This window comes from Proteus sp. Marseille-Q3619 (assembly GCF_965283115.1).
On the sequence record NZ_CBDIMP010000001.1, the window covers coordinates 2,617,761 to 2,637,504 of the forward strand.

Genomic DNA, 19,744 nt, shown 5'->3' on the forward strand with positions numbered 1-19,744 from the left:
ACTGAAAAAGAGGAATAAAAACGTATGCTTTCTATAATTAATGCCGTTAATAAATAGAGAGCAATAAATAGCGTACAATGTGCGGTGTTAGATACGATTAGTCTTAATTTTTAAATATTCTCACAGAGTCTGAGTGGGATCTGTTTAAAATAAGCAGAGATGCATAGATAAAGAAATGTATGATGCGCGAATTTTACATAATATGTTTCTTTATCGTTCGGTAGGTTTTCCTTTTATAAGGGAAAGAGGTCAGGTTTTCAGGATAAAAATAGGCATGTAAGGGTAACATGGAAATTTTCTTTACTATTTTGATTTTAATACTGGTGGTTTCAGTTTCGGGAGTTATCACAAAATTAATTCCCTTTCGTGTTCCGTTACCATTAATACAGATTGTGATAGGGGCTTTATTGGCATGGCCTCAGTTTGGTTTACATGTCACTTTTGATCCTGAATTATTCCTCGTTCTATTGATACCGCCTTTACTTTTTGTTGATGGTTGGAAAACACCGACACGAGAATTTATCCAGAATGGGCGTGAGATTTTTATTCTTGTGCTTGTTTTAGTCATGGTGACCGTTGTTGGTATCGGTTATCTGATTTATTGGATGATGCCAAGTATTCCCCTGATTTCGGCATTTGCATTGGCGGCAGTACTTTCGCCAACGGATGCGGTCGCACTCTCTTCCATTGTTGGTAAAGGGCGAATACCAAAACGAATTATGGGCATCTTAGAGGGTGAGGCATTAATGAATGATGCTTCAGGTCTGGTTGCCTTGAAATTTGCGGTTGCTGTGGCAATGGGAACGATGGTGTTTACTGTTGGTGGTGCAACCCTTGAATTCTTTAAAGTCGCCGTTGGCGGATTACTGGCAGGTATCGGTGTCACCTTAGTTTACAGTAAATCTCTGCGATTAATGAGTCGTTGGAGCGGAGACGATCCTGCTACACAAATCGTCTTTATGTTGCTGCTGCCTTTTGCCTCTTATCTTATTGCGGAACATATTGGTTTTTCAGGTATTTTAGCGGCTGTTGCTGCCGGTATGACTATCAGTAAATCAGGCGTTATCAGAAATGCACCTCTTGCGATGCGTTTACGTGCTGATAGCGTGTGGTCAATGCTTGAATTTGTCTTTAACGGCCTTGTCTTTATCATGCTCGGCTTACAGCTTCCCATTATCTGGACAAGCTCTGTTATTCAAGCCGATCTTGACCCAGAAGTTGAAGTCTGGATGTTGTTTGCAGCAGTTTTTGTTATCTACTTTGCACTGCTGATCCTGCGATTTACGTGGTTATGGCTAATGAAGAAAATTAGTCGGATCTTTATGAAAAAGCATCCACTTGATTTCGCTAATTACACAACGCGTGAGTTGTGGTTATCGTCATTTGCAGGTGTTCGTGGTGCAATTACATTGGCGGGTGCGCTTTCTATTCCACTCTTTTTAACCGATGGCAGCACTTTCCCTGGACGTTATCAAATTATCTTTATTGCTGCTGGTGTTATTTTACTGTCGATTTTAGTGGGCATTATTTCACTTCCTTTCCTATTAAAAGGCGTGAAGGCAACTGACAAAGAAGCAGATAAAAACGAAGTTCGCTACGCACGTAAAGTGATGGCAGAAGTGGCAATTGTTAGTCTTAATAAAATGGAAGAGCGCTTAGCTGCAAGTACTGAAGAGCAGTTGGATGCAGAAGAAATTAATGAAGTTGCTTCTCGTGTAACGGGTTATTTAAGACGCCGTACTGCGGAACAAGATGAAATGGTTCATAACGCGTTAGAAGAAGATCTCGAAAGGCGTTTTCGTTTAACGGCATTACGTGCTGAACGTGGTGAGCTTTATCATCTAAGAGCAACGCGAAAAATCAGTAATGAAACACTCCAATTATTGCTACATGAATTGGATTTAATGGAAGCACTGTTAGTAGAGAAAGACAGTTAATTATGTGGTTATTGGTTATTACAACACTATTATGGGCTGCTTCTTTTAGTCTGATCGGTGAGTATCTCGCCGGTCAGGTTGATAGCTGGCTCTCTGTTCTGATCCGCGTTTCTTTAGCGGCTTTAGTCTTCTTACCTTTCTTACGTTGGAAGGGGATCCGCTTTAAGGTGATCCTGCTTTATATGCTGGTGGGGGCTTGCCAACTCGGTATTATGTATCTGTTCGTCTTCCATGCTTATAACTATTTGACTGTTGCAGAATTCTTACTATTTACGGTATTAACACCCCTTTATGTCACGTTAATTTATGATTTATTAGAACGTCAGAAATTACGTTGGGGTTATGCATTTAGCTCATTATTAGCGGTATTAGGTGCGGCGATTATTCGCTATGACCATTTAAGTGATGATTTTTGGTATGGTCTGTTATTAGTACAACTGGCTAATATTTTCTTTGCAATTGGTCAGGTGGGTTATAAACGATTAATGGAGGTGCATCCTATTCCACAACATCATGCATTTTCTTGGTTTTACCTTGGTGCGGTTGTCGTTTCACTGATTGGCGCTCTGTGTTTTGCCGATTGGCAGAAAATGCCAACAACATCACTACAGTGGGGTGTTTTACTCTGGTTAGGAATTGGCGCTTCTGGGATCGGGTATTTTATGTGGAACTACGGTGCCACACAAGTTGATGCTGGAACCTTAGCGATTATGAATAACATGATGGTTCCAGCAGGGTTATTAGTGAATTTTTCTATTTGGCAACAACATCCGAATTGGCCAAGTTTCATCATAGGCGCGAGCCTGATTGTTGCATCACTTTGGATCCATCAACGCTGGATATGCCGACCTGTTTTACAAAAGGAAGATTGTTAACAGCGTGCTGGCCTGATAAGCGAATAAACTCACGGATCGCCGGTTGATGTTGCTCTCCACTACGGTTGGCAGCATATAACCGGCTCCATAATCCTTCACCTAATGTTTTTGTCACCACTAATCCCTGTTTTTCGAAATTCTCAACCGCCCAGTGTGGTAATGCCGCAATTCCCATGCCAGCCGCAACCATTTGAATTAGCAGTAATGTATTATCGACATGTTTGAAATGTGGCGTAATACCCGCGGGTTGTAAAAAATGACGCCATACATCAAAACGCTCCCGTTGAACGGGATAAATAAATAAGGTTTCTGCAATCAAGTCTTGTGGCTGAATATGCAAGCGATTAGCAAGAGGATGATCTGGCGATAAAACTAATTTGATTTCATAGTCAAACAATGGCGTGTAGTGTAAACGAGAGTCATCTAAGATATCTGATGTCAGTACTACATCTAATTCACGTTGTAATAACGCAGGTTGTGGATCAAAAGTCACACCCGAATGAAAATCAACAGTCACTTCAGGCCATGTTTGGCGATATTGCTGTAATGCAGGGGTTAACCATTGAATACAACTATGGCATTCAATCGCTATATTTAAATTCACACTACCCGGCTCATTACACGCTTCAATAGCTCTACGAACGATAGGCAATACTTCTTCTGCTAATTTAACGAGTACTTCTCCTTGTGAAGTAAAGCGCAGTGGCTGGCTTTTACGCACAAAAATTCGATAACCAAGGCGATGTTCTAATTCACTAAATTGATGTGAAAGAGCCGATTGCGTTTGATGCAATTGATTTGCTGCGTTAGCAAGAGAGCCTGTGTGCTTCAAGGCTAATATCGTTTTTAAATGTTTTATTTCTATCATGAGAAACCTTCAAGTTATTGATGAAAAATTTGCGCTTGTGATTTATACACTACCTGTAGATTATGGATGTGTAAACATCTAGACGGCTAAAAATAGGATTTTAATTATGACAATTCGCAATCACACACTCGGCTTCCCTCGTATTGGCTTAGATAGAGAGCTAAAAAAGGCGCAAGAAAATTATTGGGCAGGTAAGATTTCACAGGAAGAATTAGTTACTGTGGGTAAAGAGCTTCGTGCTCGCCATTGGCAACAACAAGCGGATGCGGGTGTTGAATTATTACCTGTTGGTGATTTTGCTTGGTATGACCAAGTGTTAGGGACAAGCCTACTGTTAGGTAATGTACCGCCTCGTCACCGTAATGAAGATGGCTCACTCGATCTTGATACTCTATTCAGAGTCGCTCGTGGTAGAGCGCCAACAGGTAAACCTGCGGCTGCATCTGAAATGACGAAATGGTTTAATACTAACTACCACTATATCGTTCCTGAATTTCAGCAAGGTCAATCATTTACCTTTGCATGGAAAGAGCTATTAGATGAAGTTGATGAAGCATTGGCGTCAGATCATAAAATAAAACCTGTTTTACTTGGTCCTGTGACTTACTTGTGGCTAGGTAAAGTAAAAGGCCCTGAATTTGATAGATTAACGCTTCTAAACGATATTTTACCTATCTATCAACAAGTGATTTCTGCATTAAAAGAGAAAGGTATTGAGTGGGTGCAAATTGATGAGCCTGCATTGGTACTGGATTTACCTATTGAATGGCAAAATGCCTATCAAACAGCTTATCAAGCATTAACGGGACAAGTTAAATTACTGCTGACAACCTATTTTGATGGTATTTCTCATCATCTTGATATTATTAAAAACTTACCTGTTAATGGGCTTCATGTTGATATTTCAGCAGGGCAAGATGATTTGCAGCACTTACACCAAGCATTACCCAAAGATTGGGTACTGTCATTAGGTGTGATTAATGGTCGAAATGTGTGGAAAGCAGATTTAAGTGCACGTTATCAGCAAGTGATTGCGCTAAAAGGGAAACGCCCTTTGTGGATTGGAACTTCATGTTCATTACTGCATAGTCCAATTGATTTAAATGCAGAGACGAAACTTGATGATGAAGTAAAAAGCTGGTTTGCTTTTGCTGTTCAGAAATGTGAAGAAGTCGCTTTGTTAGCTAAGGCATTGAATGCACCAGAAGGTGAATATGATGAACAATTGACACAGTACAGTGCGCCAATTCGTCAACGTCAACACTCGACCCGTGTACATAATGCAACAGTTGAAGCTCGTTTACAGGCAATTGAAGCGCAAGATAGCGAAAGAAATTCACCTTATACCCAACGCGCAGAAGTACAACGTACTCGGTTTAATTTGCCATTATGGCCAACCACCACGATTGGCTCATTCCCACAAACAACAGAAATTCGTACTGTCCGTTTAGATTTTAAGAAAGGGCGTATCGATACGGCAGCTTATCGTACAAATATCAGCGAACATATTAAGCAAGCGATATCCGAACAAGAAAATCTTGGCCTTGATGTGTTAGTTCATGGTGAGGCTGAACGTAACGATATGGTGGAGTATTTTGGTGAACATTTTGATGGTTATGTGTTTACGCAAAATGGCTGGGTACAAAGCTATGGCTCCCGTTGTGTAAAACCACCTGTGATTATCGGTGATATTAGTCGCCCAGCCCCTATTACCGTGGATTGGGCAACTTACGCACAGTCGTTAACTGAAAAGCCAGTCAAAGGCATGTTAACAGGCCCTGTGACAATTTTATGTTGGTCTTTCCCTCGTGAAGATGTGACGCGTGAAACGATTGCAAAACAGATAGCGTTAGCACTGCGTGATGAAGTGGATGATTTACAAAAAGCAGGTATTGGTATTATTCAAATCGATGAGCCTGCATTACGTGAAGGATTACCACTGCGCCGTAATGAGTGGCAGGCTTACCTTGATTGGGCAGTCGATGCCTTTAAATTAAGTGCCGCCATTGCTAATGATGAGACACAAATCCATACCCATATGTGTTATTGCGAATTTAATGACATCATGGATTCAATCGCCGCGCTGGATGCGGATGTGATTACAATCGAAACATCACGTTCAGATATGGAATTACTAGAAGCCTTTGAGCACTTTGATTATCCAAATGAAATTGGACCAGGTGTTTATGACATTCACTCACCTAATGTGCCAAATGTGGAATGGATCGTTGGATTATTAAGAAAAGCACAATCACGAATTCCAGCAGAGCGTTTATGGGTGAATCCAGATTGTGGATTAAAAACACGAGGCTGGCCTGAAACACGCGCAGCATTAGCGAATATGGTTGAAGCGGCTAAATATTTGCGTCAGAACGCGTAATAAAATAATGAATACCTGATTAGCCTGTTATTTTTGATAATAAATATCAAAAATACAGGCTAATTTTTTATTTAAAAAAGACAATGATTAATTGTAAATTAAAACTCAGAGCAAATCTTATTATTGATATTCTTGATCGTTGCTATACTGCGAAAACTCTTTAATTTTATGGATATAATTATTGTGCAAACTAGCATTAAACTTTCGGATAAGGTATTAGATGCTTTTCCAACTCGACCTTTGAAATTAGTTCCACTAAGAGGAGATGGTGGATTATTTCGCACCTTATTCTTAGTTATTTTCATGTTAGCAATGACTGTATTTAGTGCTTATCAAATTCCCAATATTCTTTATGATTATAAAATCAGTGAGAATGCAGTACCTGTTGATGCTACGGTGAATGGCTCTTGTCGCTCTCAACTCTTTGTTCTGACTAACTGTAGTGTTGATTTACGTTATAAAGGCAATGAAGTTTCGCGTAATTTTACTTTTTTAGATTTAGGCCCTAAAGATGTGTTAGTTGAACCCGTCGCTGATGCAAATGATCTCAGTAAAATGACCGTTGATGTGGCGATAGATAATATTTGGCTTCGCTTAATTAGTACGATTATTTTTATCGGCTTGTTTGGTTTTAGTGTGATCTTTTTTATTTATCGTCAAATACTGATCAGTAAAGTAAAAAAAGCATTATTATCAGTAGGCACTCAACCTTTAAAGTTAATAGCCATTCCCGCAAAAATGGTTGTGAGTAATAAGCAATTTATTGCAACTTATCATCTTAATTTAGAGGGTAAAGATATTCGTATTGCTTATTCAGGGAATAAGAAAACACCGCCTATTGTGATTGAGCAAAATGGAAATACCTACGTATTAGCCGTTTATTCACCACAACAAAATATCCCTTATGCTTTGGATGTACCTTTAGAACGTATTCAGGCAACACCTGAAGAGAAACAACGTTTTCATGAAGCGTTGATTGAAGAAGGTTTGTTGTAATCAAATTTGATTATTAAGAACGTGATGCGTTTTCTCTTATGGGATGTAAGGGAAAACGCATTAAAACAGTTTGTTTATTTATCCACCGAAAATCTTCGCTTTTAAAATATCCATTCCCGCACTGACTAAATCTAAGTCTTTAGGTACAACGCCATCAGGTGTGACTTTATCAATTAATTTAGGTAAATATTGCGCGGCCATTTCAGAAGCTTCTGTCGCACTTAAATTAATTTTCGACGCAAGATCATTAATCACTGGAGATGAAAAAATAGCGACGATTTGCTCTGCACTGATTGGTAAATTGGCATTGGTACTTATCCATGATTGAATAAGCTCACTTAAACCCGCGGTATCAAATTGCTTTACTAAGCCTTCAATGCCACCTTGAGATCCAACCCACTCAAGGACGGTTTTGTATTGATTGATTTTTTCGCCGCCTAGTAGGCTCGAAATTTGGTTAAATAAGCTCATGTTCACTCCAGTGACGATGTGTTTGTCACATTAGATGTTTATTTTAAGGGCGGGTAGTGTACGCGCTATGCTCGTTGTACTTCAAGCTACTCGTCATACTTCAAGTTGTAGCGTTGTTGACTTCGTTTATTCGCGCTAGTCACATACTGATGTATGCTTCTAGCGACTCATTCACTCGTCGCCTAGCTACATCTTGAATTATTTAGAGTGTATATATTGGGGTATTTATATTCGATAATGTATTTATCGCATCTATACTGATGAGAGGAATATTTATTTTAGTTAATTATTGATGCAGGCGAATATTGATAATGTATTTCAAATGCCATTTTTCGTGATGATAATCACAATTTTATGAAATTGTTACTTTGTTTGGTGCCTTGTAAGTGATATTGGTCACTAAAAAAGTCTGGAAAACTGATACAGTAACTTTTAATTTAATGATCATTGGTTTTGTCCCATTGAGGAGTCCGATATGTCTGATGTATTTCACTTAGGTTTAACCAAAAATGACCTACAGGGTGCCACTTTAGCAATTGTTCCAGGTGATCCTAAGCGTGTTGAAAAAATTGCAAAATTAATGGATAACCCAGTTCATCTGGCTTCTTTACGTGAATACACGTCATGGCGTGGCGAAATTGATGGCAAAGCTGTCATTGTTTGTTCAACAGGTATCGGTGGCCCATCTACTTCTATCGCTGTTGAAGAATTAGCACAGCTAGGTATCCGTACTTTCTTGCGTATCGGTACAACAGGTGCAATTCAAGAACATATCAATGTAGGTGATATTCTTGTAACTACGGCTGCGGTTCGTTTAGATGGCGCAAGCTTACATTTCGCACCAATGGAATTCCCAGCTGTTTCTGATTTTGAATGTATGAATGCACTGTACAAAGCCGCTAAAGACAATGGCTCAACTGTACACGTAGGTGTTACTGCATCTTCAGATACATTCTATCCAGGACAAGAACGTTATGACACCTATACAGGTCGTGTTGTCCGCCGTTTCAAAGGCTCTATGAAAGAGTGGCAAGAAATGGGCGTAATGAACTATGAAATGGAATCTGCAACATTATTGACAATGTGTGCAAGCCAAGGTTTACGTGCAGGTATGGTTGCGGGTGTTATCGTAAACCGTACTCAACAAGAAATTCCAGATGCGGAATTACTGAAGAAAACTGAAAATAATGCACTCGGTATCGTGATTGAAGCGGCTCGTATTTTAATGAAATAATATTTCGAATCGCTGATAGAAGCCCTTAATACGTAAGTGTTAAGGGCTTTTTTTATGCAATAATTCATTAGCTTAATATACTATGTCAATAGAACTACATTTTTGATAATGTAATTGAGAATTATTTACAATAAAACAATGAGAAAATAAATATGACTGATATTTTGCAGACACACCCTTCAGTGTTGCCTTTAACCGGTGGAATTAACTTCCGTGATCTAGGAGGTAAAAAATTAAGCAACGGTGGTATTATCAAACCAGGTATGTTATTTCGCTCTGGATCACTGGATAGGCTGACGGATACGGATCAATCCCTTCTTATTGATAAAAATCTTTTTCAAATTATTGATTATCGTGATAGTGGCGAAATCGTTGATAAACCAGACCGTGTCTGGGAAGGTGCGCAATATTACCATGCACCTGCGAACCCATTATCGAAAGAAGTTTCTGCTAATTTGGAAAAGCTAACGCCTGAGATCCTCGAACAGTTTGATGCAAAGGCATTTATGTTCCAGTTGTATGAATTACTTCCTATTAATAACCCTGCATATAAACAACTGGCAACATTATTAAAGCAACCAGAGAAAGGGGGAGTTGTGCAACATTGTGCTGTGGGTAAAGACAGAACAGGTGTTGGCTCCGCTTTAGTGTTATTTGCGCTTGGCGCATCTTTAGATTTGGTGATGGAAGATTATTTGCTGACCAATGAAACATTAGCGCCTTATCGTGCTTATCTTTTAGAAGAACATGCCAAAACAATGAGTGATCACATTGTTGATAAATTTGCCTATGTTTATTCAGTACAAGAAGAGTTTCTGCAAACAGCATTGGCGAGTATTAATCAGCATTACGGTAATGTGGATACTTGGCTAGAGAAAGATATCGGTCTAGATGCGTCTAGCCGAGATTCCTTACAAAATTATTTTCTCGAATAATAAAGTGATTTATATTCGGTTAATCAAAATTTTTTATTTTACTTAGGTTAACCGAATTTAAGGTTTCTATTTTGACAGTACAAGACATTATTCATACCATCACTCTTTTTGTAAAAGAGCACGAAATTTGGGCTATTCCGATCGTGTTTCTTCTTGCTTTTGGCGAGTCACTTGCATTTATCTCTTTGCTTATTCCTGCCACGGTTATTTTATTAGGATTAGGTGCCTTAATTGGTGAGAGTGGTCTGTTTTTCTGGCCGATTTGGCTTGCTGCTGCATTAGGTGCTTTCTTTGGTGATTGGGTATCGTACTGGGTAGGATTTCACTATAAAGAGGGTGTGAGAAACTTGTGGCCCATTTCACGCTCACCACAAACATTAGTTAGAGGTCATCAATTCTTTAATCGTTGGGGAATTTGGGGGGTGTTTATTGGACGATTTTTTGGACCTTTTCGTGCAATTGTCCCATTAGTTGCGGGTATTTGCGCAATGCCACAACGTTATTTTCAAATTGCTAATTTAATATCAGCGATGATTTGGGCATTTGGTATTTTGGCGCCTGGTGCTTTTGGTTTGCAATGGCTTGCGAAATGGATGGGATAACTGCGTCCTTTATCGCAAATCAAGTCATGATGTAAATTGTTGCTAGACAATATTACCTATGCGTTTTAACGTAGCCCGCTGGAAAGTAAAAAGGTCACTTTAGTGGATATTCAGTTGTTATACGGGATCATTGGTTTATTAGGTGGAGTGCTTGTTGGCGGCGCGCTGGTTTGGTGGTCTATCCAACAACGTTTATCCGATAAAGAAGCCATGCTACGTGAAAATCATACACAGCTTGCTATCGCTCAAGAAAAAGCGGTGATTATCCCCTCTTTACAACAAAATATAGAACAGCTAGAGCAAGAATTACGTGCTCAGAGAGAAATTATTACTTCTCAAGAAGCTGAATTAAGAGAAGTGACAACTCGTTGGGAAGAAAGCCGAATATCCGCAGAAGAAAAACAGCGATTATTAATTAATAGCGAGCAACGACTTGCAACACAGTTTGAGAACTTAGCTAATCGTATTTTTGAACAGAGTGGGCGTAAAGCCGAAGAGTTAAATCGCCAAGGATTAACCCATTTACTGTCACCATTTCGTGAGCAGCTCGAAAGCTTTCGACGACAAGTTCAAGATGGTTTTGGGCAAGAAGCCAGAGAGCGACATACTTTGGTTCATGAAATTCGCCAGCTCCAACAATTAAATGTAAAAATGGCGCAAGAAGCCGTTAACCTAACCAATGCCCTCAAAGGGGATAATAAAGTTCAAGGTAACTGGGGTGAAACGGTATTAGCACGTATATTAGAATCGTCAGGGTTACGCGAAGGTCATGAGTTTGAAACACAGGTGAGTATTCGTCATGAAAATGGTGGGCGTTATCAACCTGATGTCATTGTACATTTACCTCATGGCCGAGATGTTATTATCGACGCTAAAATGTCGCTGGTGGCGTATGAAAAGTATTTTAATAGTGAAGATGATAATCAACGTAAACAGGCACTTTGTGCGCATGTAAACTCAATTAGAGCGCATATTAAAGGATTGAGTGTAAAAGATTATCATAAACTACCGGGTATAACGTCTTTAGACTATGTTTTAATGTTTATACCTATTGAGCCCGCTTATCTTGTTGCAATTGGTCATTCTCCAGACTTGCTAGAAGAAGCATTGAAAAACAATATTATGTTAGTTGGGCCATCTACTTTACTTGTTGCTTTGCGTACAATAGCCGCATTGTGGCGTTATGAATATCAAAGCCAAAATGCGCAAGAAATTGCAGACAGAGCGGCTAAAATGTATGACAAATTAAGACTTTTCGTTGATGATATGCAGGGGCTAGGAAATAGTATTCAAAAAGCGCAATCTGGCTATCTATTAGCGATGAAAAAACTCTCTGAAGGTCGTGGAAATCTTATCAGTCAAGCGGAAGGCTTTAAATCCTTAGGGGTTGAGATAAAAAAAACGATTGATAATGATCTCATTGAAAAATCAGCATCTGATTGATTTAATAAAATAAAGAGATAAAGATTTCTGAAAACGGCCAGTACTGAATTTACTAAATTTTGATTAATTAGCGGGCAAATAATATGACTCAACAAACTAAGGAAACAACAGATTTTGGTTTCCAAACCGTTGACAAAGATGATAAACAAACCATGGTTGCAAGGGTTTTTCACTCTGTCGCGTCTAAGTATGATTTAATGAATGACTTGATGTCTTTTGGTGTTCACCGTATCTGGAAACGCTATACCATTGAAGCGAGTGGTGTAAGACGTAACCAACGTGTTCTTGACCTTGCGGGTGGTACTGGTGATTTAACAGCTAAATTTTCTCGTCTCGTGGGTGAAAATGGGGAAGTTGTTTTAGCTGATATTAATGACTCAATGTTGAAAATGGGTCGTGAAAAGCTACGCGATCACGGTATTGTCGGCAATGTTAACTATGTGCAAGCAAATGCTGAAGAGTTACCTTTCCCTGATAACCATTTTGATTGCATTACAATCTCCTTTGGCTTACGTAATGTGACCGATAAAGCAAAAGCTTTACGCTCAATGTTCCGTGTATTAAAGCCAGGTGGACGTCTGCTGGTGTTGGAATTCTCTAAACCTGTTCTTGATCCTTTAAGTAAGATTTATGACGCTTACTCTTTCCATATTCTACCTAAAATTGGTCAAGTGATTGTGAATGATGCTGAAAGTTACCGTTATTTAACGGAGTCCATTCGCATGCATCCAGACCAAGAAACACTAAAAGGTATGATGGAAGAAGCAGGATTTGATCAAGTTACCTATACCAATATGACCGGAGGTATAGTTGCATTACACAAAGGATTTAAATTCTGAGATGGAAAAAGTCACTTTTTCTCATGATATTGCTTCTCAAGTACTGTATCCGCTGCTAACCGCATCCATGGAGACAGCGCTTAATCACGTTTTATATCAGGAAAATGTGCTTAAACCTGCCCGCAATCGCCTTGCGGGCAAAGTGTTGGCGCTTTCTATCAATGAATTTCCTCGTTCCATCTACTTAGTCTTTAGTGAACAACAAGTTGATGTATTAAGTCAGTGGGATGATGAAACCGATTGTTTGATAAAAACAAAACTATTAACACTGATTAAGCTTCGTGATCGCCAGAAAATGTCAGAACTGATCAACCGTGGTGATATTACTATTGATGGTGATATGCAGGTTGTTCAAAATTGGTCTGCATTATTAGATATGGCGCAGTGGGATCCCGCGCAATATTTAGCACCTTATATTGGTGATATTGCTGCTCAAGGTCTGACTGTCGTTGCAGGAAAGGGCGTTCAGTTATTTTCTTCACTCTTAAGTCACCAAAAAGATTATTTACGTGACGCGTTAATTGAAGAGTGGAAAACCGCACCTAGTGCATTAGAAACAGTCCATTTTTATGATGAAATAGAAGAACTTGCACAGCAAACCGCCGAACTGGAAAAACGGTTAGGCACATTGGAGAAAAAATAATGCTCCTTAGTGAGTTAAAGCGCCTCTATCATATTATTCAGGTATTTTTATCTTATGGGCTTGATGAGTTAATTCCTAAACACCGAATTACTTTACCTGTAAGATTAGGATGCCGAGCACTATTTTGGATCAAAAATAAACATCCAGAAAAACCATTAGGTGAACGCTTACGACTCGCATTGCAAACATTAGGCCCTGTTTGGATTAAATTAGGCCAAATGTTATCAACTCGACGTGATCTTTTCCCTCCTCAAATCGCTGACCAGCTTGCTTTATTGCAAGACAAAGTTGCTCCTTTTGATGGTAAGAAAGCACGACAATATATTGAAAACTCATTTGGTGGCCCTATCGACCAATGGTTTGATGATTTTGATGAAACTCCACTCGCTTCCGCTTCTATTGCGCAGGTTCACACTGCAAAATTAAAAGAAAACGGCAAAGAAGTGGTACTAAAGGTTATTCGTCCCGATATTCAACCAGTGATCAAAGCGGATATCCGTTTGATGTATCGCTTGGCAAATCTATTACCGTTTTTACCTGATGGTCGTCGTTTACGGCCAAAAGAGGTGATCCGCGAATACGAGAAAACATTACTTGATGAGCTAAATTTACTGCGTGAAGCTGCAAATGCTATTCAGTTACGTCGTAATTTTGAAAATAGCTCTATGTTATATATTCCTGAAGTGTATTCAGATTATTGCCATGAAAACGTGATGGTAATGGAGCGTATTTATGGTATTCCCGTTTCTGATATTGAAGCGTTGAATGCACAAAAGACAAATATGAAGCTTCTTGCAGAGCGTGGTGTAAAAGTCTTTTTCACTCAGGTGTTTAGAGACAGTTTTTTCCATGCTGATATGCATCCTGGTAATGTGTTCATTAGCTATGATCACCCAGAGAACCCATATTATATCGGTATTGATTGCGGTATCGTTGGCTCATTAAATAAAGAAGATAAACGCTATTTAGCTGAAAACTTCTTAGCTTTCTTTAACCGTGATTATCGAAAAGTTGCAGAATTACATGTTGATTCAGGCTGGGTGCCGGCAGATACCAATGTGGAAGATTTTGAATTTGCGATCCGCACTGTGTGTGAACCGATTTTTGAAAAACCACTTTCTGAGATCTCATTTGGACATGTGTTACTTAATCTTTTCAATACAGCACGTCGTTTCAATATGGAAGTACAACCGCAGTTAGTTTTACTTCAAAAAACATTGCTTTATGTTGAAGGGCTTGGACGCCAGTTATATCCACAATTGGATTTATGGAAAACGGCAAAACCTTTTTTAGAAGATTGGTTGCACAGTCAAATTGGTATCACGGCATTAATGAACGGTATCAAGAGTAAGGCACCTTATTGGATTGAAAAAATGCCAGAGATACCTGAACTGGTTTATGATAGTCTGAAGCAACATAAAAATATGAAGTTAACGCTAGACAAATTGACGGAACAAATAAGTTCGCAAAGAGTCAAACAGAGACAGTCTCTATTTTTATTGGGTATAGGTACAACACTGTTTTTATGCGGTAGCCTGTTTTTTGTTTCTGGTTTTCAAACATTATTCAGTGTTTTTATCAGTTTAGGTTTGCTTGCATGGATTTTGGGTTGGTTTAGATCTGGTAATGCACAATAAAAACACATCAAAGTTTGTCTTTGAGCAAGTTAAAAGATGAATTCGAGATTCCCGAAAATTGAATTCGTTGTATATAATGGGCACTGTTATTAAGTATAACCCCGAAAATAGTTGAGGAACATAAAATGGGCGGTATTAGCATTTGGCAATTACTCATCATCGCTGTCATCGTTGTCTTATTATTTGGTACAAATAAACTGCGCACATTAGGCTCAGATTTAGGTGCATCAGTAAAAGGTTTTAAAAAAGCGATTGGCGACGAAACTGCAGATAAAGACACCAACAACGCTGAAAAAACAAATAACGACGCAGATTTTGATACTAAGAATTTAGCGCAGAAGACTTCAACAGAAGAGAAGTCTACAACTGAGAGCAAAAACAAAGAGCAGGTGTAAACCGTGTTTGACATTGGTTTTAGTCAGCTGCTATTGGTCATGGTGATTGGTCTTGTTTTTCTGGGGCCAGAACGTTTGCCCGTAGCAGTAAAAACAATTGCTGGCTGGGTAAGGGCGCTACGCTCTTTGGCTGCGAATGTGCAAAATGAACTGACTCAAGAACTAAAACTTCAAGAACTCCAAGAGAGCTTGAAAAAAGTTGAAGAGAAAGCGAATTTGCAAACGTTATCGCCAGAGCTGAAAGCGTCTATGGATGAGTTAAAAGAGGCTGCACAGTCTTTAAAACAAACTTATCATGCACCTACAACGCCAGACTCCACGAAAGAGCAGTCTGTAAAAACCGACTCTACGGAACCTTCACCTTCTGATTTAGCTGCACTTGCTGAAGCTGATGAAGTTAATGATGATGCTAATCGCCATAAACCTGTGGCAGAAAGTGTTACAAAGACAGAAGTTCCTGTTACTCAACCAGTAACAATAGAGAAAAAAACAACTGATCAGGTCAATGGTGAGCATTAAAACATGGCAGTAAATGATACCCAACCGCTGATCAGCCATTTAATAGAACTTCGTAAGCGTTTGATGTATAGCTTAGTCTCAGTTCTAGTGGTTTTTTTAGCGCTGGTTTATTTTTCTAATGATATCTATCAATTAGTCTCGGCTCCATTACTCGATAAGTTGCCAAAAGGGTCAAATATGAGTGCGACGGATGTTGCCTCTACCTTTTTGACCCCGATTAAATTGACAATCATGGTATCCGTTTTTGCTTCTGTGCCGGTTATTCTTTATCAGGTATGGGCTTTTATCGCACCAGCATTGTATAAACACGAACGCCGCTTGATGCTGCCGCTACTTGTTTCAAGTACAGTATTATTTTATCTCGGCATGGCGTTTGCTTATTTTGTTGTGTTCCCTCTCGCGTTTGGCTTCTTTGTTAATACAACCCCTGAAGGGGTTAACTTTATTCCAGATATCAGTAAATATTTAAGTTTCGTAATGACGTTATTTATGGCATTTGGTGCAGCTTTTGAAGTGCCTATTGCGATTATTTTACTGTGCTGGAGTGGTGTAACAACACCTGAAGCATTAAAGAAAAAACGTCCTTATATTCTTGTGGGTGCCTTTGTCGTTGGTATGATCTTGACACCACCAGATGTTTTCTCTCAAACCTTACTCGCAATACCTATGTACTTACTGTTTGAAATCGGTGTCATGGTATCGCGCTTTTATGTAGGTAAGGGAAGAAGAACAGATGAAGAAGAAGCTGAGGAAGCAGAGGCAGAAGCTGAAGCAGAACAGCAAAAATAATTTTAGAAACGATTTTCTAAAATCATATGATATTAGCCCAGCAATTGCTGGGTTAACTTTTTCTAGAGTAACTCTTTTTTAAACTCTTTATTTCCCACTGATTTTTTCACTTCGCTATTTAATATATTTAAAAGCAAAATTGAACGGGTTTCACCATCAGGCTCTTGATATATGGCTTTGATCCCTTGAAAAATTCCCTCTGTTATCAATACGCTATCGCCACTGTGAGGTACATTTTCTTCACTATAAGTGAGAGAAGAAAGCTGAGGGATTTGCAGTGTATCAATCACATCTTGAGGAACAGTGACAGGATATTGCCCAAAGCGAACAAACGAGTTTACTCCACGTGTTGAGTTAATGGTCGTGGTATGGATCACTTCAGGATCGAACTCTATAAAAAGATAATTAGGGAAAAGCGGTTCTGTTACGGTAGTACGCTTTCCTCTTAGTACTTTTTCTATGGTTACCATAGGTGTAAAACAGCCCACTTGCTGACGTTCTAAGTGTTCGATAGCGCGAGGAATTTGTCCTCGTTTGCAATACAGCAAATGCCAGTTTTTCATAATAGAGACAAGAGGTTAGTTAAATTTAATTTAAGTGATAATAGCAAATTTATCATTAAGGTAACAGTCATCTATCGGGGGATTAAATAAAAAATAGATTAACGTGGTTTTATACTGAAAAAAGAACAGAAAAGCTGTGTTTATTCGCAATAAAAAGGCTTGTTTTTGTTACTTTCACTTGGATCTCGGATAGAGGTAACAAGTTAATAAAAAAGTGATGGTAAAAATAAGAAAAAGCTCTCAAGATAATTATCTTAGAATTTTGTTCATAATTATAAAGAGGTTCTGTAATGGAAGTTTTTTTATTAAGTAACGGAAAAATTGCCGGGGATCCACGTTGGTTAAGTTATGCAAAAGATAATATCGATAGCATGATTAAAAAACGCGGTATTCGTTCTGCTGTATTAATTGCTTATGCCGTTATTCGTTCCGATCATGATCAACGTGCTCGTGATTTATCAGAAGTGTTAGGTATTGAAGTTACTTGTATTGAACATTTTGATTCAGAAGTTGATGCAATCAACAATGCAGAATGTATTTTAGTCAGTGGTGGCAATACTTGGTTATTAAACCAAATGCTGCATGAGAAAGGATTGGTTGTTCCAATCCAACGCGCCGTACGTGAGCGTAATATTCCATATATTGGCTGGAGCGCAGGTTGTAATGTCGCGACACCAACAATTCGTACCACTAATGATATGCCTGTACGTTCCTCTGTTATTATGCCTTCATTAGGTCTATTCCCTGTTCAAATTAACCCACATTACATTGATGCTTCTATCAGTGGTCATATGGGTGAAACTCGTGATGAGCGTATTGCAGAGTTTTGTGCAATTAACCCTGAAGAAATTGTTGTGGCTATCCGTGAAGGGAGTTACTTATATATTCAGGGTGAAGAATTACGTTATTACAGCGCTAAAAATGAAGGCTTTAAAATCTTCCAACATGGAAAAACATTCCCTGAACAGTTTGATACTAAATTACTTTCAGAGTGGGTTCCATTCCGCTGTTTATAAGTATAGTGGACGCTATTAAATAAAAAGCATTGCATTTTAGTGAGTTATGCGTTTAGCTTATAGCGTCTCAAAGAGGGCATTAGCCCTCTTTTCTTTCACTCACTGGCTCGTAAGATTATGATGAAATACCGCGATTTAAGAGATTTCCTTTCATTATTAGAAGAAAAAGGTGAATTAAAACGTATCACCTATGAAATAGATCCCTACCTTGAAATGACCGAAATAGCGGACAGAACTTTACGTGCCGGTGGGCCAGCACTGTTGTTTGAAAATCCTAAAGGGTATGATATGCCCGTGCTTTGTAACTTATTTGGTACACCAGAGCGTGTGGCAATGGGAATGGGGCAAGATGATGTTAAAGCCTTACACGAAGTTGGAAAGCTATTGGCTTTTCTAAAAGAGCCTGATCCTCCGAAAGGTTTTCGTGATCTCTTTGATAAGTTACCTAAGTTTAAACAAGTTTTAAATATGCCAACAAAACGCTTGAGTAAAGCGCCTTGTCAGGAAGTGGTTTTAACAGGTGATGATGTCGATCTCACAAAAATTCCTGTTATGCATTGTTGGCCTGAAGATGCGGCACCTTTGATTACTTGGGGATTAACGGTGACTCGTGGCCCATTGAAAGAGCGCCAAAATCTCGGTATTTATCGCCAGCAGGTGCTGGGTAAAAATAAAGTGATTATGCGCTGGTTATCGCATCGTGGTGGTGCGTTAGATTTTCAAGAGTGGTGTCAAAAACATCCCGGTGAGCGATTCCCTGTTTCCGTAGCATTAGGGGCAGATCCTGCGACTATTTTAGGTGCAGTAACACCTGTACCAGATACCTTATCTGAATATGCATTCGCGGGTTTATTACGGGGCAATAAATCAGAAGTTGTAAAATGTCTTTCAAATGATCTTGAAGTACCTGCAAGTGCTGAAATTATCCTTGAAGGTTACATTGAACCGGGCGAATTAGCCCCAGAAGGGCCATATGGTGATCACACAGGATATTATAATGAGATTGACTCTTTCCCTGTGTTTACCATTACGCATTTAACGCGCCGTAAAGATGCAATTTATCATTCAACATATACAGGTCGTCCACCTGATGAACCCGCAGTATTAGGTGTTGCGTTGAATGAAGTGCTTGTTCCGATATTACAAAAACAGTTTCCTGAAATTGTCGATTTTTATCTACCTCCTGAAGGATGTTCTTACCGTTTAGCCGTTGTGACAATGAAGAAACAGTATGCGGGTCATGCTAAACGCGTAATGATGGGAGTTTGGTCTTACTTACGGCAATTTATGTACACCAAATTTGTGATTGTTTGCGATGATGATGTCAATGCAAGAGATTGGAAAGATGTGATTTGGGCAATTACGACCAGAATGGATCCTGCAAGAGATACCATTATGATGGAAAATACGCCTATTGATTATCTCGACTTCGCTTCACCTGTTTCAGGATTGGGATCAAAAATGGGTCTTGATGCGACGAACAAATGGCCGGGTGAGACAGATAGAGAATGGGGTAGACCTATTGTGATGTCTGATGAAGTTAAGCAACGAGTCGATACTATTTGGGAACAGCTCGATATTCTTAAATAAGAACAGAGGAAC

The 19,744-nt window shown here is 39.1% G+C and carries 19 protein-coding genes; 16 read left to right on the top strand and 3 right to left on the bottom strand.

Annotation, left to right across the window (positions count from 1 at the left end):
- Positions 1 to 287 precede the first annotated feature (287 nt).
- On the top strand, positions 288 to 1,937 hold the full coding sequence (locus ACWPWK_RS12095; RefSeq protein WP_109372611.1) for a Na+/H+ antiporter: 1,650 nt from the start codon (positions 288 to 290) through the stop codon (positions 1,935 to 1,937).
- A gap of 2 nt (positions 1,938 to 1,939) precedes the next feature.
- Positions 1,940 to 2,812, top strand: coding sequence for a carboxylate/amino acid/amine transporter (locus ACWPWK_RS12100; protein ID WP_109372610.1), 873 nt, complete (start codon positions 1,940 to 1,942; stop codon positions 2,810 to 2,812).
- Here the strand turns inward: ACWPWK_RS12100 and metR are convergent.
- On the bottom strand, positions 2,727 to 3,680 hold the full coding sequence (gene metR / locus ACWPWK_RS12105; RefSeq protein WP_109372609.1) for an HTH-type transcriptional regulator MetR: 954 nt from the start codon (positions 3,678 to 3,680) through the stop codon (positions 2,727 to 2,729). The genes ACWPWK_RS12100 and metR overlap by 86 nt on opposite strands.
- Positions 3,681 to 3,786: 106 nt before the next feature.
- Between metR and metE the strand changes: the two genes are divergently transcribed.
- Both metE and ACWPWK_RS12115 read left to right on the top strand, forming a co-directional pair.
- Positions 3,787 to 6,060 carry a 5-methyltetrahydropteroyltriglutamate--homocysteine S-methyltransferase gene (gene metE / locus ACWPWK_RS12110; RefSeq protein ID WP_109372608.1) on the top strand — a complete coding sequence of 758 codons (2,274 nt, stop codon included), beginning with the start codon at positions 3,787 to 3,789 and terminating at the stop codon, positions 6,058 to 6,060.
- Between the two features lie 168 nt (positions 6,061 to 6,228).
- Positions 6,229 to 7,056, top strand: coding sequence for a hypothetical protein (locus tag ACWPWK_RS12115; RefSeq protein ID WP_109372607.1), 828 nt, complete (start codon positions 6,229 to 6,231; stop codon positions 7,054 to 7,056).
- Positions 7,057 to 7,134: 78 nt separating this feature from the next.
- Here ACWPWK_RS12115 and ACWPWK_RS12120 read toward each other — a convergent pair whose 3' ends face one another.
- On the bottom strand, positions 7,135 to 7,527 hold the full coding sequence (locus ACWPWK_RS12120; protein ID WP_109372606.1) for a YidB family protein: 393 nt from the start codon (positions 7,525 to 7,527) through the stop codon (positions 7,135 to 7,137).
- A 475-nt stretch (positions 7,528 to 8,002) separates the two neighbouring features.
- On the opposite strand from ACWPWK_RS12120, the gene udp reads away from it, so the two are divergent.
- The 10 genes from udp to tatC all read left to right on the top strand — a co-directional run bounded on the left by udp (position 8,003) and on the right by tatC (position 16,563).
- A complete protein-coding gene (udp, locus tag ACWPWK_RS12125; RefSeq protein ID WP_023583501.1) occupies positions 8,003 to 8,761 on the top strand; it encodes a uridine phosphorylase in 759 nt (252 codons plus the stop codon).
- Positions 8,762 to 8,913: 152 nt separating this feature from the next.
- Entirely contained in the window at positions 8,914 to 9,696 is a 783-nt protein-coding gene (locus ACWPWK_RS12130) for a tyrosine-protein phosphatase (RefSeq protein WP_109372605.1), read from the top strand.
- A 71-nt stretch (positions 9,697 to 9,767) separates the two neighbouring features.
- A complete protein-coding gene (locus ACWPWK_RS12135) occupies positions 9,768 to 10,298 on the top strand; it encodes a DedA family protein (protein ID WP_109372604.1) in 531 nt (176 codons plus the stop codon).
- A gap of 102 nt (positions 10,299 to 10,400) precedes the next feature.
- Positions 10,401 to 11,741 carry a DNA recombination protein RmuC gene (gene rmuC / locus ACWPWK_RS12140; RefSeq protein ID WP_109372603.1) on the top strand — a complete coding sequence of 447 codons (1,341 nt, stop codon included), beginning with the start codon at positions 10,401 to 10,403 and terminating at the stop codon, positions 11,739 to 11,741.
- 83 nt (positions 11,742 to 11,824) lie between these two features.
- Positions 11,825 to 12,580 carry a bifunctional demethylmenaquinone methyltransferase/2-methoxy-6-polyprenyl-1,4-benzoquinol methylase UbiE gene (gene ubiE, locus ACWPWK_RS12145; protein ID WP_075672293.1) on the top strand — a complete coding sequence of 252 codons (756 nt, stop codon included), beginning with the start codon at positions 11,825 to 11,827 and terminating at the stop codon, positions 12,578 to 12,580.
- Between the two features lies 1 nt (position 12,581).
- On the top strand, positions 12,582 to 13,223 hold the full coding sequence (locus ACWPWK_RS12150) for a ubiquinone biosynthesis accessory factor UbiJ (protein ID WP_109372602.1): 642 nt from the start codon (positions 12,582 to 12,584) through the stop codon (positions 13,221 to 13,223).
- Positions 13,223 to 14,860, top strand: a complete 1,638-nt coding sequence (gene ubiB, locus ACWPWK_RS12155) for a ubiquinone biosynthesis regulatory protein kinase UbiB (RefSeq protein ID WP_109372601.1) — start codon at positions 13,223 to 13,225, stop codon at positions 14,858 to 14,860. The genes ACWPWK_RS12150 and ubiB overlap by 1 nt, the downstream gene beginning before the upstream one ends.
- A gap of 125 nt (positions 14,861 to 14,985) precedes the next feature.
- Positions 14,986 to 15,255: a twin-arginine translocase TatA/TatE family subunit gene (tatA, locus tag ACWPWK_RS12160; RefSeq protein WP_109372600.1), complete on the top strand. Its 270-nt coding sequence runs from the start codon at positions 14,986 to 14,988 to the stop codon at positions 15,253 to 15,255.
- 3 nt (positions 15,256 to 15,258) lie between these two features.
- Complete coding sequence (tatB, locus tag ACWPWK_RS12165; protein ID WP_109372599.1) at positions 15,259 to 15,774, top strand: Sec-independent protein translocase protein TatB; 516 nt, start codon at positions 15,259 to 15,261, stop codon at positions 15,772 to 15,774.
- A 3-nt stretch (positions 15,775 to 15,777) separates the two neighbouring features.
- Positions 15,778 to 16,563 (top strand): Sec-independent protein translocase subunit TatC, encoded by a 786-nt coding sequence (tatC, locus tag ACWPWK_RS12170; protein WP_109372598.1) that lies wholly within the window; start codon positions 15,778 to 15,780, stop codon positions 16,561 to 16,563.
- Positions 16,564 to 16,625: 62 nt separating this feature from the next.
- On the opposite strand, the gene rfaH is transcribed toward tatC, so the two are convergent.
- Positions 16,626 to 17,126, bottom strand: coding sequence for a transcription/translation regulatory transformer protein RfaH (rfaH, locus tag ACWPWK_RS12175; RefSeq protein ID WP_109372597.1), 501 nt, complete (start codon positions 17,124 to 17,126; stop codon positions 16,626 to 16,628).
- 290 nt (positions 17,127 to 17,416) lie between these two features.
- Between rfaH and pepE the strand changes: the two genes are divergently transcribed.
- The gene (gene pepE, locus ACWPWK_RS12180) at positions 17,417 to 18,142 is read left to right on the top strand and encodes a dipeptidase PepE (protein WP_100158028.1); all 726 of its coding nucleotides are present in this window, start codon (positions 17,417 to 17,419) and stop codon (positions 18,140 to 18,142) included.
- 120 nt (positions 18,143 to 18,262) lie between these two features.
- A complete protein-coding gene (ubiD, locus tag ACWPWK_RS12185; protein WP_036914642.1) occupies positions 18,263 to 19,732 on the top strand; it encodes a 4-hydroxy-3-polyprenylbenzoate decarboxylase in 1,470 nt (489 codons plus the stop codon).
- Positions 19,733 to 19,744 lie beyond the last annotated feature (12 nt).